This is a genomic window from Microvirga ossetica (genome assembly GCF_002741015.1).
Classification (GTDB): Bacteria; Pseudomonadota; Alphaproteobacteria; order Rhizobiales; family Beijerinckiaceae; genus Microvirga; species Microvirga ossetica.
This window is the reverse complement of record NZ_CP016616.1, coordinates 2,578,631-2,593,923: the sequence shown is the minus strand read 5'-3', so window position 1 is coordinate 2,593,923 and position 15,293 is coordinate 2,578,631. Positions and strand designations below refer to the sequence as shown.

The window sequence follows — 15,293 nt, the reverse complement described above, 5'->3', positions numbered from 1 at the left end:
GGCGATCGCCTCCAGTGAGAATAGTTCAGCCCGGTCGGCAGATCCGGTTCAGGCCCATGACGGCCTGTCCTCAGCTACGCGATCTGAGGCTTCACTGCCGTAGTCCAGGTTTACCTTGACCGCAATTTTAGGGTCGCTGGTCGGTTCAGCAAGGCGGTGCCCGAGCATTTTGGTGTGGGATCTCCCCTTCGAGTGCTGGAACAGGATCTGACCGGCCGGCGAGAGAAGTTGCAGCGGAGGCAGCCTTCACGGATTGTGTTTCAATCCTGTAAGGGCCTGACTTAGGAAGATCTTGTGTGAACGATAGGGCAGCGGTCCGAGACACTGCTTCAGGTCAGTCCGTAGAAACGCCGCGCCGTCGTGCCGAAGAGGGCGTCCTTCTCGTGGGCGGAGAGCGAGTCCGTGAGTTCCTGCGCCCATCCCCACCACTCGGCATAGGTGCTGCGCAAGGTGCAGACAGGCCAGTCGCTGCCGAACATGAGACGCTGCGGTCCGAACAGGTCGAGAAGGATCTGAACGACCGGTGCCAGATCGGCTTTCGAGGCCGATCCCCGGCACTCCGTCACGAGCCCTGAGAGCTTGCAATGCACATGCGGAATCGCCGCCAGAGCCGCCATGTCCTTCTGCCAAGCGTCCAAGCTCTCACCGATCTGCGGCTTGGCGCCGTGGTCGATGACGATCGGCAGGTCCGGATGGCGCTCGATCAGACGCAGGAGATTGGGCAGATGCCGGGGCAGAACAAGCGCGTCGAAGCGCAGGCCGAGATCGACGACGGCGCGATAGACGGGGGCCAGCTCGGGCCTGAGCATCCAATCGTCGTCGGAAATGTCCTGCAGCATGGGGCGGATGCCGCGGAGCAAGGTGTCTGAGGCGAGGCGCTCCAGCTCGTCGACGGCATCGGGCGAGAGCATGTCGATCCAGCCGACAACACCTTTGACCCTCGGTTCGCTGTTTGCCACCGCCAGAAGATAGCGGGTTTCCGCCACCGTCGGAGCGGCCTGGACCAGGACGGCGCCGTCGATGCCGGCCTCGTCCCAGGAGGCGCGCACATCGTCGATGCCGAAATCGCGGTAGAGGGGCACAAGCTCCGGCGTGAGCCAGCCGTAATCGCCGCGCGACAATTGCCAGACATGCATGTGGGAATCGATGCGCGGAGCGTGAGCCATCTTTCGCCTATCAATGCATCCTGCCGGCCAAAAATGCGGGCCTTACGATTCGTGCCAGAGATCGCAGGCGATGTCGACAGGGGATCCCCGGTCAGGTCCGACGGCCGAGCACCATGTAGGCGGCGGCGGTCCAGGAGAAGGTATCGCCGCCGAGGCCCTCGCCCGTGGTCGGATCGAAATACTCACAGAAGCCGGCCTTTTCGATCGCCTGCACTGTCCCGCGCTCGATGCGGCGGGCAAGATCGTCGGCCCCGTTCAGGCGCAGCCCGTCCGCGATGAGCCAGTTGACGACGGCCCAGACCGGGCCGCGCCAGTAGCGCTTTGGCTCGAAAGCGGGCGAGAAGGCGGGCGCCGAGGGAACGCCGACGACCATGCCGTCGAGCCAGCGCTCGATCTCCGCGGTGACGGCGGATCGCTGCGCATCATCGAGCGTGAGCGCCGCGAGCGGGATGAAGGCGGCCTGGGTCGGCGTGTCGATGTCCTGGCCTGAAATCAGGTCGAGATTGACGAAGCGGGAGAGTTCCGGCCGCCAGCGGCGCGTGAGACCCTCGAGCAGCCTGTCGTGCATGCGCGAGAGCTCGCTCTTTTCGTCCTCCGCGCCGAGGCTTTCGGCGAGATGCATGAGATCGGCGGTCGAGCGTGCGAGGATGGCGGTCATCTGCACGTCGGCGATCTTGAAGGGTGCAGCCGCCCATTGCCGCTTCGGGTCCCAGCCGCAATCGCGATAGGTGTCGACGAGATGGATGAAGCGCTGGTAATCCTCGTCGCGTGGGCGCATGGAGGCATCCACATGGCCCGTATCCTTGCGGCGGATCGTGGTCGTCGTGGTGGTCGGCACGCGGGCGAGCGCCTCGTCCCAGGCCGGCGAGTTGTCGCTGCCGCTCTCCCAAGGGTGAAGGATCGAGACGAGGCCGAGCCCTTCCGGATCGCGCGCCGACAGCCACCAGCGATGCGAGCGCAGAGCGGCCTGGAACAAGGCCTTCGTGCGCTCCGTCGCACCGTCCAAGCCGCTGGCGACAGCAGCCTCATGCACATGGCGCAGGGCCATGCCGAAGACCGGCGGCTGGGTGATGCCCGAGGTCGGGATGCGATGCCGCGTGCCCCACACGTCAGGGCCGGGAAAATAGGTGTCGCTCGGGGCATGGAACACGATGTGCGGCATCATGCCGTCGTCCCACTGCCCTTCGATCAGGCGCTCCAGCTCGCGATAGGCGCGGTCCACGTCGAAGAGGGCAAAGCCCATGGCGACGAAGGCGGAATCCCAGTTCCATTGGAACGGATAGAGCCGGTCGGTGGGCACCGTGTAGCCGCCGCGATCGTTGCGCGCGAGAATGGCGCGCGCGGCCTCTTCCTTCGGAAGCGTGGTCATCTCGAATATCCTTCACTTCACAAGTCAGGCCCGGGCGATGGCGCGTCCGGTGCCGCCGTCGATCCAGGTCACGCGGGAGGGGTCGACATTGAGGCCGACGCGCTCGCCGGCATTCACTTTTGCCGTCGGCGGCGCGACGATGCGGGCGAGCTGCCCGTCGATGGCGCCGGTGAGGAGCAGATGCGATCCCATCGGCTCGACGACGCGCACGTCGAAGGGAATGCCCGAGCCGTTGGGGCTCAGGCTCGCATCCTCGCCGCGAAGCCCGAGCTCCAGATTCTGGCCCGTGGCCGGGCATGGCATTGCGGCCTCGCCGATCCGCGCCGTGCCTCCGCTGCACTGGACCTTGATGAAGTTCATGGGCGGCGAGCCGATGAAGCCGCCGACGAAGCGGGTCGCAGGCGTGGCGTAGATCTCGAGCGGCGAGCCGATCTGGTCGATCTTGCCGCCATACATCACGGCAATGCGGTCGGCGAGGCCCATGGCCTCGGTCTGGTCGTGCGTCACATAGATCGTTGTGGTGCCGACCGCGCGCAGCACCGCCTTCAGCTCCGTGCGCATCTCGAGCCGCAGCAGCGCGTCGAGATTGGAGAGCGGCTCGTCCATGAGCAGCACGGCAGGCTCGACTGCGAGCGCGCGCGCCACCGCCACGCGCTGGCGCTGGCCGCCCGAGAGTTTGGCCGGATAGCGGTCGAGATAGCTCTCGATATGGAGCAGGGCCGCCGCGCGCTCGACCTTGCGCTTGACGTCGGCCTGCGATGCCTTCTGCATGCGCAGGCCGAAGGCGACGTTCTCGAACACGGTCATGTGCGGGAAGACGGCGTAGTTCTGGAACACCATCGCCAGCCCGCGCTTGCGCGGCGCGAGGTCGCTCACATCCTGCCCGCCGATCACGACGCGGCCGGCGGTCTGCGTCTCGAGGCCTGCGATGATGCGAAGCAACGTGGTCTTGCCGCAGCCGGAGGGACCGAGCAGGGCGACGAACTCGCCGTCGTTCACGGTGAGCGACACCTCCTGCAGGGCGCGGAACGAGCCGAATTCCTTGACGACGCGATCGATGACGATATCAGCCATGGGACGATCCGTTACTTGCTGGCAATGCCCCACACCGCGAACAAATATCTTCTGACGGCGAAGATGAAGAGCACGGAGGGGATGATAAGGATGAAGCCGCCGGCGAAGCGGTAGTGAAGCGGGCTCTCGGCGAGAATTCGGAGCAGGTAGGCGGTGAGCGTCCGCTCGCGCACGGTGAGGATGGAGGCCGCGAAAACCTCGTTCCAGGAGATCACGAAGGCGAAGATGGCAGTCGCCGCAAGGCCCGGCAGGGCCAGCGGCAGGATCACCTTGATGAAGGCCTGAAAGCGTGTGCATCCGAAGACCCAGGCGGCCTCCTCGTATTCGCGCGGAATGCCCATGAACAGGCTCTGCGTGACGAGCGCCGCGAAGGGAAGCGCCAGCACTGTGTGGATCAGCGAGACGCCGAAGGGCGTGTCGTAGAGCCCTAAGCGGATGAACGAGACGGTGAGCGGCAGCGCCAGAATGGCGAGCGGGAAGGCGCGGGTGAGCAGGACGAGCAGGCGATAGGCGTTCTGCCCGCGGAACGTGTAGCGCGCCAGCGCATAGCCTGCGGGCGCGCCGAGCGCGATGGAGAACACCACCGTGAGCCCCGCGGCGATGAGCGAGTTGAGCAGGGCGTTGAACACGCCCTCGATGGCGAGGAACTGGCTCATGGCCGCAAAGGACAGGTCCGTGGGCCAGATCGATTTCGGCCAGCGGAACACGCCGAGTCTGCCGCCGAAGGCGCCAAGCGCCACGAGATAGATCGGCACCAGCACCCAGGCGATCAGCACCGCAAGCCCGGTCCAGAGCAGCAGGCGCCGCGCGGAGGGAAGAGCCATGGTCCGGTTCTTCGCAGTCGGGGTGAGTTCGGCGGCGCTGCTTGTCATGGGAGCTGCTCCGGATGCGTTCTCAGCACGCGCAGGTAGACGGCGGTCGCGGCGAGCGAGATCGCCATGATGAGCACCGCATAGGCCGCGGCGACGCCGTAGTTCTGGTTGTCGTTCTGCCAGACATAGGCCTCACCGGCGAGGACGGGAAAATTGCGCCCGCCGAGCGCGTAGACGACGGCGAAGACCTCGAAGGCGAGCACCGTGCGCAGGATCAGAGCCGATTGCAGGCTCGGCTTCAGAAGCGGCAGGGTGATCCGCGTGAAGCGCGTCCAGGGCCTGGCCCCGAAGATCTCGGCGGCTTCGGCAAATTCCTTCGGGATCAGTTGCAGGCCGGCGATCAGGATCACCAGAACGATGGCAGTGGCGCGCCAGAGCTCGGCGAGCACGATGGCGAAGAACAGGGCGACCGGCGTCTCCTGCGAGAGCCATCCGACGGGGCCTTGGATGATCCCCAGCGCGTAGAGCGCGGAATTCAGATAGCCGGTGTTCTGCAGCAGGGCGAGCCAGGCAAGGCCTGCTGCGAGATCCGAGATGCCGAGCGGAATGGTGAGCACCCACAGGACGAGATCGCGGCCCTTGTCGAGCTTCGTCACCATCGTTGCCATAGCAAGCGCCAGCACGACCTGGAGCGGCACGACCACGAGGGTGAGCAGGAACGTGTTCTTGACGGCGAGCGAGAAATTCAGGTCGCTCGCCATGCGCCGGTAGTTCTCCAGCGACAGGCCATCTCCCGCCGAGACCGACAGCCACACCGTCTGCACCAGCGGCACGAGAAACAGGGCGCCGAGAAAGAGGACGGACGGCGCGATCAGCGCATAGGGAATCCAGGATGTGCGCGCAGGCATGTAAAGCCGCTCCCCTCGCGATGGATAGGCCCGGCGAAACGCGTTTCGCCGGGCTTTACGTATCAGGTTACTGAACCGCGCAGGCGCCCTGGCTCGGCTTGTCCGGAGCCCAGCACGGCGCGCCGGTGTCCTTCATGAGCGTGTCGAGTGTCTTGGCCTGGGCTTCGAGCACGTCCTTGACCGGCTCGTTGCGCAGCACGATGCGCTGGAACGAATCCATGTAGACCTTGTTGAACTCGCCGCCCTTGGCGCCGAGGCCCACGGGCAGGAGCGAAACGAGCGCATCCTTCGCGTTCTGCGTCGCCGCAACCGCGCCGGCGAGCGCTTTGATGCCGGGCGCGAGATCCGTCGGCAGTTCCGCCTTCACGACCGGGAAGAAGCCGACTTCGGCGGCGGTGGCGAGCTGCGTCGCGGGCTTCGTCATGTGCTCGATCACCGCCACGGCACCGGCGCGGTTCGGCGCATCCTTCGGAATGGCGAGACCGGCGATCACCGGCATGTAGCCGCGTCCCTTCGGGCCGGCCGGCGCAGGAAACGCGACGAACTGGTCGGGCTGAAGGGTGAGCGCTTCCTTCACGCGGGCGATGTGATCCCACGCGATCCACACCTCGCCGGCGAGCAGCGGCTCCTGCATGAAGTTGTAGTTGGTGGAGTTCGGGTTCGACACTGCCCACAGATCCTTCAGCGCATTCCAGCCGGCTTCCGCATCGGCGGACTTGAAGGTCGTCACCACGCCGCCGGTGAAGGAGGGATAGAAATAGCCTTGGAAGAAGCGCGGCAGCAGGCCCGTCGGGCCGGCCGGGAAGCCGAGGCGGCGCTGGCCGGTCTTGTCGACGATGTTCTTGCCCCATTGCTGCAGCTGCGCATAGGTGAGGCTGTTCACGTCGGCGCCCGCAGGCAGGTATTGCAGCGCCTGCTTGTTGGCGACCATTACGTAAGTCGCCTGCATCCACGGGATGTATTGCTGCTGGCCCGTGCCGAGCTTGCCGAGATCCATCAGGCTTGCGGGGATGCCGCGATCGGTCAGCTTCGCGGCGACATCATCGACGGGCTGGAGATCGGCCGGCACATGCGGCTGCAATTCGCCATGCAGCGCGCCGACGACGCTTGCCGTGCGCTTGCCGGCCTGCGTCTCGGCCTTCATGCGGACCGCGAAGGCGGGCGGCTCATCGACCACGTAGGTGACCTTGCCGGGGATCCCTTTCAGCAGGACATCGCGGACCTTGGTTGCCTCTTCGATGGGGCGGAGCTGCGTCGAGTAGAAGATGGTTTCCTGCGCCTGCGCGACGGTCATCCCTCCGAAAAGGGCTGCCGCGGCGACAATGGCGCGAAGCGATACCGGATGCGTCATGTCCTTCCTCCATCGGTCCCTTCTTGGTGCCGCTCGACCCGGGGCCGGAAGGTCGAGGGCATCGGGTTCAGTTGGCCGGTCCGTGGGTCGCCCGCGGAACCTGCCGAACCGGCAGAATGGTTTGCAACTCGCCGGCCTCGCGGCCACCAAGCCGTGCGATCAGCATCTCCGCCAGTTGCCGGCCCACATCGGGAGCTGCGATCTCCATGCTCGACAAAGGCGGGTCGGTGAAGGCGGCAGAGGGCAGATTGTCGTGCCCGATCACGGCGATCTCGCGTCCGGCGGTGAAGCCGCGTTCCTTGAGGGCGCTCAAGGCGCCGATGGCCATGCTGTCGGTGGCGCACAACAATGCGGTCGGTGGTGCGCTCTGCTGAAGCAGCCATTGCGCAGCCTCATAGCCGCCCGCTTCCGTCGGCTGCGCCGTGTATTCGATCGGCTCCCCATGACCTGCTTCTTCGAGACCTTTCAGCCAGCCCTTGCGGCGCAGATGGGCGAAGGTCAGATCCTGCGGAGCGGCGATGTGAGCGATACGCCGGTGGCCGAGAGATGCGAGCTGTCGGACGGCGTCCCGGAAGCCGGCCTCGCCGTCGCCGTCGATGAAGGCATGCTCGTCGGGCCGCGCGGTGCGGCCATGGGTGACGAAGGGGATGCCGCGCTCCTTCAGGAAGGCGACGCGCTCGTCGTCGAGACGCGTACGCACCACGATCACCGCATCGGCGCGCCGTCCGTCCAGGAGCCGCCGGTAGGTATCCATCTCGCCGGCGCGTCCGGCGGTCGGCAGCAGCATCAGGTCGAGGCCTTCCTCGGCGAGCCTCTGGCCGCAGGCGGCGAGCATGTTGAGGAAGATCGGAGGGCCGAACCGCCCCGGCTCCGTCGGCAGGGTCACGGCCACCGCCTCGGCCTTGCGCCGCCGCAGGCTACGGGCGGCGGGATTGGGCCGGTAGTTCATCGCCTGGGCGGCTGCTTGCACGCGCTCGCGGGTGGCCTGCGCCACGTCGGAATAGCCGTCGAGCGCCCGCGACACCGTCGTGATCGACAGGCCTAGGGAATGCGCGAGCAGCTTCAGGTTCGACACGGGGTTCAGACCTCCCTAGTGCCCCAGATCATTCTCCAAAACGTTTTGGGAAGTCAATATTCCCAGCCTTGATCCTTGGTATAGGGTTAAGGGGTTGTGGGATGTCCCCCTATCGAAGCAGGCGAGAAGTGGAGCCCCGATCCCTCTCACGTCATCTCCGGGCCTGATCCATCCTCCCGGTCATCCCCGGGCTCGTCCCGGGGACCCACATCTTTGCAAGGCGGTGGGTCGCAAGACGTGGGTGGCCGGCATGAGGCCGGCCATGACGTGGGAGGGATGGGAGAGGACGCGCGGGCAACGTTATGTTCTCACTTTGTTCTTGACAATAGTCCCAGCCTGGGCTATACCCTTGCGCAAGATCTGCTCCTGACGAGGGGCGCGCTCGCGAGGCGTCGCAGTGTGGGAGCAGGCACGGTCCCGTGCACGTGCCGATACGCAGGTGCGTGTGACGGGAGGCCCAGGCTGTGTGCTGCTGAATAGGGATTGGTCCCAGGCCCCCGCTGACGTTGCGGTTCCCGCCTGGCGCAGTCACCGAACCGGCACCGCCTGTCCGCCTAAAAAAGCCGTGCGCGAAGCGGCCTCCCGGCTCTTCCATTTCACACCATGCATCAGCGAGCCGGGCCGCCCTTCGCGCCACCCTCGCTCTCCACAAGGCTCGGAGCCCAACGGCTCCGGGCCCCACGGTGCTGGCTGTTTGACATCGACTGAACAACACATCTCCGCTTCAGGGCCGGACTTGGTCCGGCCACCCACGTCTTAGGACCCTCTGCGCTGTCAAGACGGGGATCTCGGACCAAGTCCGGGGATGACGGCGAGGCTCCGGCACTGATCCTGCGCTTGATCCCAGGCTCCCGGATGATCCCCGAATCAAGCTCGGGGACGGTGATGACGGGGGCGGGTTCTCCGCCAGACTTTCAGGGTGCTTCCGCCTCGGCAGAAGGCAGTCCCGTCGTCGACAGCGTCCATGGGCTCGGCGGCAGAGCGGCGGTGGCAAGAGTCACGCCAAAAACTTCGGCGAGACGCGCCGGCGTGAGCACCGTCTCGGGTTTTCCGCGCGTGACGAGGCGGCCCCCGTTCATGAGGACCAAATCGTCACCGACCCCTGCGGCGAGCTGCAGGTCGTGCAGCACGGCCACGACCGCAAGGCCGCCCCTTGCAAGGCTCTTCGCCGTCTGGAGCAGGGCGAGCTGGTGCTTCAGGTCGAGGCTCGCGATGGGCTCGTCGAGAAACAGCACTTGCCGCGTCTCGACCGTCCGCCCGGCCTGCAATTGCGCCAGCACCCGGGCGAAGTGGACCCGCTGGCGCTCGCCGCCCGACAGAGTCTGGTAGTTGCGGTGGACGAGATGGGCGACGTCTGCCTGTTCCAGCGCTGCCTGTGCAAGATGCTGGCGGTCGCGTCGCGACAGGCCCCGGCCGATCCCCTCGACGCCGAGGCTCGCGACCTCGAAGACCGTGAAGGGGAGGCTGAGATCGGAAGCCTGCGGCATCACCGCCCGGCTGTGCGCGAGGCGCCAGGGCGCGATGGAGCGCAGCGGACGGCCGTCGAGCCGCACCTCGCCCTGGCTCGGCGCAAGCTCGCCGGAAAGGATGCGCAGCAGCGTGGATTTGCCGGCGCCGTTCGGGCCGAGGACGATGGTGAAGGTGCCGCCGCCGATGGCGAGATCGATGCGGTCGATCAGCAGGCGCCCGCCGCTGCTGTGCGAGATGCCGCTCGCTTCGAGAAGAGCGCTCATAGCACCACGCCGCCCTGGCGGCGCAGCAGGAGCCAGAGGAAGAACGGCGCGCCGATGGCGGCGGTGAGAATGCCGATGGGCAGTTCCGCCGGCGCCGCGATCGTGCGCGCCACCGTATCGGCGGTGACGAGCAAAGCCGCTCCGAGCAGGGCGGAAGCCGGCAGCAGCATCTTGTGGTCGGCACCTGCGATCAGGCGCAGCACATGCGGCACGACGATCCCGACGAAGCCGATCATGCCGGCAGCGGCGACCGAGGCGCCGACCGCCACCGCGACGAGCAGGATCGTGACGGCCTTCACCCGCTGCACCGGCACGCCGAGATGAAAGGCTTCCGCCTCGCCGAGCGACAGGGCGTTCAGGCCGCGCGCCAGGAATGGCATCGCTAGCAACGTCGGCAGGATGAAGGGCGTCACGGCCATCACCTTCGTCCAGGTGGCACCACTCAAGGAACCGAGGGACCAGAACGACAGGTCGCGCAATTGCCGGTCGTCGCTGAGATACGAGAACAGACCCATGACCGCGCCCGCGAGCGCGCCGAAGGCGACACCTGCCAGAAGCATGGTGGCAATCGAGGTGCGCCCGCTGCGGGTGGCGACGACATAGAGCGCGAGCGTCGTCAGCAGGCCGCCGGCAAAGGCGCCGACAGGCAGCGCGCCGAAGGGCAGCGGGCCGATGAGCGGCGCGAGCAGCCTGTCGCCGAGCACGATCGTTGCGGCGGCCGCTAGCGCTGCGCCGGCCGAGACGCCGACGAGGCCGGGATCGGCGAGCGGGTTGCGGAACAGTCCCTGCATCAGCGCGCCCGTGGAGGCGAGCGCGGCGCCGATGAGAAGTCCGAGCAGCAGCCGCGGCAGACGCACCTGCAGGACGATGAGCGCATCGCCGCCGGACACGGCGCGGCCGGTGAGCGCGTCCGCAAGGACGGCGAGGACGCGCGACGGCGGAACGCCAGTCGCGCCGAGGCCCAACCCGACAAGGCTGACCAGGACGAGCAGACCCGCGAGCGCGAGCAGCAAAAGCATCCTGCGGTCGCGGATGGCGGCGCGCAGGTCGTCCCTGTCCAGGGCGAGGACGGTCATGGCTTGACTGCGACGACCTGATCGGCATGAAGCGACGCCATCAGGTCGCGCGCCGCATCGGGTGTGCGCGGGCCGAAGCCGAGCAGGTAGAGCGAATCCATGACGATCACGCGCCGCTGCGCCGCGGCCGGCGTCGCGGCGAAAGCGGGATAGGCGAAGGGATCGGACGCCGCGCCGCCGGGGCCGTGATTCATCATCACGATGGCGTCGGGCGCCGCCGCGATCAGTCCCTCGTCGGACAGGGGCTTCCAGCCGGTGAGGGAAGAGGCGACATTGGTGGCGCCGGCGAGCGCGAGCATGGCATCCGCTGTGGTGCCCTGGCCGCCGACGAGCGGGCGCCCGTTCTGCAGCGAGAGCACGAAGAGGGCCTTGGCCGGCCGCGTCACCCGCGCCTTCGCCTCGGCCAATTGCTTAAATCCCTTCTCGATCTCGGCCACGAGCGCGGCGCCCCTGTCCGGAGCGTCCACGGCCTTGGCGACGGTCTCGACCCGCTTCGCGATTCCGGCCGCGCTCGGTTCGTCCGTGACGCGGACGATCGACACGCCCGCCTGCTCGATCAGGCGCAGGGAATCGGGGGGGCCTGCACCCTCCGAGGCGATGACGAGCGTCGGGTTGAGGGACAGCACGCCCTCGGCGCCGAGCTGGCGGACGTAGCCGACATTCTTCTTCGTCTTCAGCGCCTCTTCCGGAAAGAGGCTCGTTGAATCCACGCCGACGATCTCGTCCTGCCGCCCCAGGCGATAGAGGATCTCGGTCACGGCTCCGCCGATGCTGACGATCCGGTGGGACGGATCGGCGCGCAGATGCGATGCGCAGAACAGGAGAGGCGATGCGAGAAGCAGGGTGCGACGCGACAGCATGGTCATGGTTGGGCCTGAGACGTGAACGGGATCGGATCGCTCGTCGCTGCACCCGGCAACGAGAGCTGGTTTCACACGGAAATCTCTAGTTTTTACTTGTTCTAAATTAGAATTGACGCATCATGACTATGAATTCGTAGTTTAGAACTCTCCAAAACTACATCCATCAGAGCCAATATTGACGCAGTTACTTGATTTGGCTATCGCGTGTAAACCCTCCCGTATCGGGAGGGAGGGCGATGCCAGGCTGTCGCCACCATCATCGTGAACGAATCGGAAGACATGCAGGATGGGCTTTTGGCGCGCCCGGCTGCATCGAGGCCGGCTCGGCAAAAGGAGAGCGCCATGTTCATCGCCATGAACCGCTTCAAGGTTCTTAAAGACGCCACGCAGGATTTCGAGCAGCTCTGGCTCTCCCGGGAGAGCCGCCTGCACGAGCTCGACGGCTTCGTCGAATTCCACATGCTGCGCGGTCCCGAGCGCGAGGACCACGTGCTCTATTCCTCGCACACGGTTTGGGCCTCGCGGGCGCATTTCGAGGCCTGGACGCGCTCGGAGCAGTTCCGCGCCTCGCACAGCCGGTCCAATACTGGATCCAACAAGCCGCTGACCCTCGGCCATCCCGAGTTCGAGGGCTTCGAGGTCATCCAGACCATCGGCCGCCACGCGACGGCCGCGGAGTAGCATCGTGATGCAGAGTGCAGAAGACCTCGTCCAACAGGATCTCGCCGCCAGTCCCGACGGCGTCCTGGAGACGATTGCCGAAACGCGCGACGTTCCCTTCCAGACCGTGCTCGATCGCCTGCCGCAGGGGACGACATCGCGCGTTCCGGGCGCGCTTTTCGAGGCTATCTGGAGCGACCTCACCGGCTGGGGCGAGCTCACCTTCGTCGTGCATACCCAGGACGGGTTCTTCGAGAGCGAAGGCACGATCGTGCCGGGCGAGTTCGGCCACGGCTATTTCAACGTCCACGGCGACAGCCCCATCGGCGGGCATTTCCGGATGGATCGCTGCCGGTTCATCTATTTCGTCGACCGGCCCTATTTCGGCACCCGCTCCTGCTCCCTGCACTTCGTCAACGAGGAGGGCGGCGCGATGTTCAAGATTTACGTCGGCTACAACAAGGACCATACTCTCAAGGCGGATCAGGTCGCCCGGTTCGAGGCGTTGCGCGCGCGATACCGCGACACCGAGTAACTGAGCGGCGAAGCGGAGAGGCGACATGGCAAAGGATCCGGTCCTGCCCGTCGACGACGAGGCCCGTGCGCTGGCAAAAAAGCTGATGCGCACCGCGCGCTCGGGCGCGCTCGCCACCAACGATGCCGAGAGCGGCACGCCGTTCGCGAGCCTCGTTCAGGTGGGAACGGATCTCGACGGCTCTCCGGTCATTCTCACCTCGCAGCTTTCCGCTCACACACGCCTGCTGGAAGCCGATCCGCGCTGCTCGCTGCTGCTCTCCTCCATCGGCAAGGGCGACCCGCTGGCGCATCCGCGCCTGACCCTCGTGGCGCGGGCTGAGCGCCTCGAGCGTGAGAGCGACGAGGCGGCTGATATCCGCCGCCGCTATCTGCTGCAGCATCCGAAGGCCGAGCTTTACGTCGACTTTCCGGACTTCGCCTTCTGGCGCCTCAAGGTTCTGTCCGGCAGCCTCAACGGCGGCTTCGGCAAGGCCTATCGCATGGCGGCGGAGGATCTGCTCGCCGATGTCTCCGGCTTCTTCGACTTCTACGATTTCGAGGCGGGAGCTGTGGAGCACATGAACAGCGATCACGCCGACGCGATCGCGCTTTATGCGACGCAGCTCTGCGGGGCGCGCGAAGGCGCCTGGCACATGATCGGCATCGATCCGGAAGGGATCCAGATGGCGCTCGGCGACGAGATCCTGCGGCTTGCCTTCCCGAAGACGCTCTCCGGCCCGCACGAGGTGCGCCCGATGCTCATCCGCCTCGCCAACGAGGCCCGCAGCAGGCAGTCGTGACCTACGCGCCTATTCGGGAATACCGGCGATCTGGAGCGCATCGAGATAGCGCTGCCCGAAGGCTTGGTCGCGCCAGGGATTGATCTGCCGCTGCAGGGTCAGCGTGTAGGTCGGGAAAGCCTCCATCAGCCGGTCCGCCGCGACCTTGGCCTCGTCCAGACGCCCGAGCCCCACGAGGGCACCGATCACGACCCGATAGGACGAACCGTAGCCGGGCATTTCGCGCAAAGCCGTCTCGCCCCATTTGAGCGCATCCTCGAACTGCTCGAGCATGAGGTAGCTCATGCCGATGCCGGACAGCGCGATGCCCTTCTCCGGATCGACCGGGCTTAACCGCATCGCCTTGTGGAAATGGTCGATGGCGATGAGCGGGCGGCTGGCATGGGTGTTGACCCATCCGCTGCTGGTATAGCTCTGGGCCGAGTTCGGGTTGAGGAAGAGCGAGCGCTCGATGGCGCTGAGCGCCGTCTCGTAGTCCTTCGCGCTGTAGGCGAGCACCTGGGCGGCGAAGCGCAGGCTGGTCGGGTCGTCGCGCGCTTCCGCCATCACCTCGCGCGCCATCCGGATCGCGACGCGGATGTCGTCGGGCTCGTGCCAGCACTGGCTCACCGAGATGCTGCGGATATAGGCGCCGAGCGCCTTGGCGAGGGTGAAGCCGGGATCGACGCTCAAGGCCTCGTTCGTGAGCTTGCGGGCATCGGCGAAGCCATCCTGGGTCATCCTGTAGAAGCCGGGCAGAGCGCGCAGGTAGAGATCGTAGGCCGTGACGGAGATCGTCGGCTTGTTGTGCGCGAGCCGGATCTCCTCGAACCGGATGCTCGGCTCGACCGCGCCGACGACGCTTTCCGTCACCCGGTCCTGTAATTCGAAGATGTCGCTCATGTCGCCGTCGAAGCGCTCGGCCCAGACATGATGCCCGGTCATGCCGTCGATGAGCTGGCCGACGATACGCACGCGAGATCCCACCTTCCGGATGCTGCCCTCCAGCACGTAGTGAACGCCGAGCTCGCGGGAGATCTGCCGGACATCGACGGCGCGGCCCTTGTAGGTGAAGGACGAGTTGCGGGCGATCACGAAGAACGACCGCACCCGGCTCAGGCCCGTGATGATGTCCTCGACCAGGCCGTCGGCGAAATATTCCTGCTCCGGGTCGCCGCTCAGGTTGGTGAAGGGAAGCACGGCGATCGAGGGCTTGTCCGGCAGCGGCAGAGTCTTGGCATGATCCGCACCTGCCGATGTATGATGGCCGGACTTGACCGCATACGCCCTGACCGGCTCCTCCATGTTCTTCACGCGCTGGAGCCCGAGATCGCTGAACGTGAGGGGCAGGAGCTTGCGCACATAGGCATAGGCCACCTCCGACATGCAGACGGATCCGGGATAGGCCAGCTCCTGCAGGCGCGCCGCGACATTGACGCCGTCGCCGAGAAGGTCGCCCTCCCGCACGACCACGTCGCCCACGTGCACGCCGATGCGAAACCTCAGGTTTCGGCCCTCCGGTTCCAGGTCCAGCCGGTCCTGGATGTCGACGGCGCATTGAACCGCATCGACCGCGCTCGGGAATTCGGCCAGGATGCTGTCGCCCGCGGTGTTGGCGATCCGGCCGCCATGCTCGTCGATGAGCGCGTCCATGATCTCGCGACGGGCCGTGAGCGCGCGCAGGGTCCCCGCCTCGTCGGCCTCCATCAGCCGCGAGTATCCTGCCACGTCGGCAGCGAAGATGGCGGCGAGCCGCCTCTCGACCTTCCTCTGCGGGCTCATGCAGCTCCCGGCACCCCGCCCGATGTCCATTCTGCGGCCTCTCGGAAGGGTAGTCCAGACAAGTGTGACGCAAGGGAAGTGGTCCGTGAGGTTTTACACCGGGAAGCGCCCGTCCCGGTGTGAGACATA

Annotated in this window: 14 protein-coding genes; 3 read left to right on the top strand and 11 right to left on the bottom strand. The window is 66.3% G+C overall.

What is annotated here, in order from left to right:
* Positions 1-329: 329 nt before the first annotated feature.
* From BB934_RS12140 to BB934_RS12095, 10 genes are all read right to left on the bottom strand, one after another.
* Positions 330-1,166: an amidohydrolase family protein gene (locus BB934_RS12140; RefSeq protein WP_099509866.1), complete on the bottom strand. Its 837-nt coding sequence runs from the start codon at positions 1,164-1,166 to the stop codon at positions 330-332.
* Between the two features lie 91 nt (positions 1,167-1,257).
* Positions 1,258-2,535: an MGH1-like glycoside hydrolase domain-containing protein gene (locus BB934_RS12135; RefSeq protein WP_099509865.1), complete on the bottom strand. Its 1,278-nt coding sequence runs from the start codon at positions 2,533-2,535 to the stop codon at positions 1,258-1,260.
* A gap of 24 nt (positions 2,536-2,559) precedes the next feature.
* The gene (locus tag BB934_RS12130; RefSeq protein ID WP_099509864.1) at positions 2,560-3,609 is read right to left on the bottom strand and encodes an ABC transporter ATP-binding protein; all 1,050 of its coding nucleotides are present in this window, start codon (positions 3,607-3,609) and stop codon (positions 2,560-2,562) included.
* 11 nt (positions 3,610-3,620) lie between these two features.
* Complete coding sequence (locus BB934_RS12125) at positions 3,621-4,433, bottom strand: carbohydrate ABC transporter permease (protein WP_099512788.1); 813 nt, start codon at positions 4,431-4,433, stop codon at positions 3,621-3,623.
* 44 nt (positions 4,434-4,477) lie between these two features.
* Complete coding sequence (locus tag BB934_RS12120) at positions 4,478-5,329, bottom strand: carbohydrate ABC transporter permease (protein WP_099509863.1); 852 nt, start codon at positions 5,327-5,329, stop codon at positions 4,478-4,480.
* Positions 5,330-5,396: 67 nt separating this feature from the next.
* The gene (locus tag BB934_RS12115; RefSeq protein ID WP_099509862.1) at positions 5,397-6,680 is read right to left on the bottom strand and encodes an ABC transporter substrate-binding protein; all 1,284 of its coding nucleotides are present in this window, start codon (positions 6,678-6,680) and stop codon (positions 5,397-5,399) included.
* A gap of 67 nt (positions 6,681-6,747) precedes the next feature.
* Positions 6,748-7,755, bottom strand: coding sequence for a LacI family DNA-binding transcriptional regulator (locus tag BB934_RS12110; RefSeq protein WP_099509861.1), 1,008 nt, complete (start codon positions 7,753-7,755; stop codon positions 6,748-6,750).
* A 914-nt stretch (positions 7,756-8,669) separates the two neighbouring features.
* Positions 8,670-9,488: a heme ABC transporter ATP-binding protein gene (locus tag BB934_RS12105; RefSeq protein ID WP_099509860.1), complete on the bottom strand. Its 819-nt coding sequence runs from the start codon at positions 9,486-9,488 to the stop codon at positions 8,670-8,672.
* Entirely contained in the window at positions 9,485-10,564 is a 1,080-nt protein-coding gene (locus BB934_RS12100; protein WP_099509859.1) for a FecCD family ABC transporter permease, read from the bottom strand. Before BB934_RS12100 ends, BB934_RS12105 begins: the two co-directional genes overlap by 4 nt.
* Positions 10,561-11,499: a heme/hemin ABC transporter substrate-binding protein gene (locus BB934_RS12095; RefSeq protein ID WP_237050256.1), complete on the bottom strand. Its 939-nt coding sequence runs from the start codon at positions 11,497-11,499 to the stop codon at positions 10,561-10,563. Before BB934_RS12095 ends, BB934_RS12100 begins: the two co-directional genes overlap by 4 nt.
* A gap of 270 nt (positions 11,500-11,769) precedes the next feature.
* On the opposite strand from BB934_RS12095, the gene hmuQ reads away from it, so the two are divergent.
* The 3 genes from hmuQ to BB934_RS12080 are packed head-to-tail and all read left to right on the top strand — an operon-like array spanning position 11,770 to position 13,403.
* Positions 11,770-12,108 carry a heme-degrading protein HmuQ gene (hmuQ, locus tag BB934_RS12090; RefSeq protein WP_099509857.1) on the top strand — a complete coding sequence of 113 codons (339 nt, stop codon included), beginning with the start codon at positions 11,770-11,772 and terminating at the stop codon, positions 12,106-12,108.
* A gap of 7 nt (positions 12,109-12,115) precedes the next feature.
* Entirely contained in the window at positions 12,116-12,622 is a 507-nt protein-coding gene (gene hutX, locus BB934_RS12085) for a heme utilization cystosolic carrier protein HutX (protein WP_099509856.1), read from the top strand.
* Between the two features lie 25 nt (positions 12,623-12,647).
* Positions 12,648-13,403 carry a HugZ family pyridoxamine 5'-phosphate oxidase gene (locus BB934_RS12080; RefSeq protein WP_099509855.1) on the top strand — a complete coding sequence of 252 codons (756 nt, stop codon included), beginning with the start codon at positions 12,648-12,650 and terminating at the stop codon, positions 13,401-13,403.
* A gap of 9 nt (positions 13,404-13,412) precedes the next feature.
* Here the strand turns inward: BB934_RS12080 and BB934_RS12075 are convergent, their stop codons facing one another.
* Entirely contained in the window at positions 13,413-15,164 is a 1,752-nt protein-coding gene (locus BB934_RS12075) for an adenylate/guanylate cyclase domain-containing protein (protein ID WP_099509854.1), read from the bottom strand.
* Between the last annotated feature and the right edge of the window lie 129 nt (positions 15,165-15,293).

Bases quoted from the DNA above. Each gene is read 5' to 3' on its own strand.
- BB934_RS12080 (WP_099509855.1), top strand. From the start codon at position 12,648: ATGGCAAAGGATCCGGTCCTGCCCGTCGACGACGAGGCCCGTGCGCTG.
- BB934_RS12140 (WP_099509866.1), bottom strand. From the start codon at position 1,166: ATGGCTCACGCTCCGCGCATCGATTCCCACATGCATGTCTGGCAATTG.
- BB934_RS12120 (WP_099509863.1), bottom strand. From the start codon at position 5,329: ATGCCTGCGCGCACATCCTGGATTCCCTATGCGCTGATCGCGCCGTCC.
- BB934_RS12075 (WP_099509854.1), bottom strand. From the start codon at position 15,164: ATGAGCCCGCAGAGGAAGGTCGAGAGGCGGCTCGCCGCCATCTTCGCT.
- BB934_RS12105 (WP_099509860.1), bottom strand. From the start codon at position 9,488: ATGAGCGCTCTTCTCGAAGCGAGCGGCATCTCGCACAGCAGCGGCGGG.
- BB934_RS12125 (WP_099512788.1), bottom strand. From the start codon at position 4,433: ATGGCTCTTCCCTCCGCGCGGCGCCTGCTGCTCTGGACCGGGCTTGCG.
- BB934_RS12130 (WP_099509864.1), bottom strand. From the start codon at position 3,609: ATGGCTGATATCGTCATCGATCGCGTCGTCAAGGAATTCGGCTCGTTC.
- BB934_RS12135 (WP_099509865.1), bottom strand. From the start codon at position 2,535: ATGACCACGCTTCCGAAGGAAGAGGCCGCGCGCGCCATTCTCGCGCGC.
- hmuQ (WP_099509857.1), top strand. From the start codon at position 11,770: ATGTTCATCGCCATGAACCGCTTCAAGGTTCTTAAAGACGCCACGCAG.
- BB934_RS12100 (WP_099509859.1), bottom strand. From the start codon at position 10,564: ATGACCGTCCTCGCCCTGGACAGGGACGACCTGCGCGCCGCCATCCGC.
- BB934_RS12115 (WP_099509862.1), bottom strand. From the start codon at position 6,680: ATGACGCATCCGGTATCGCTTCGCGCCATTGTCGCCGCGGCAGCCCTT.
- hutX (WP_099509856.1), top strand. From the start codon at position 12,116: ATGCAGAGTGCAGAAGACCTCGTCCAACAGGATCTCGCCGCCAGTCCC.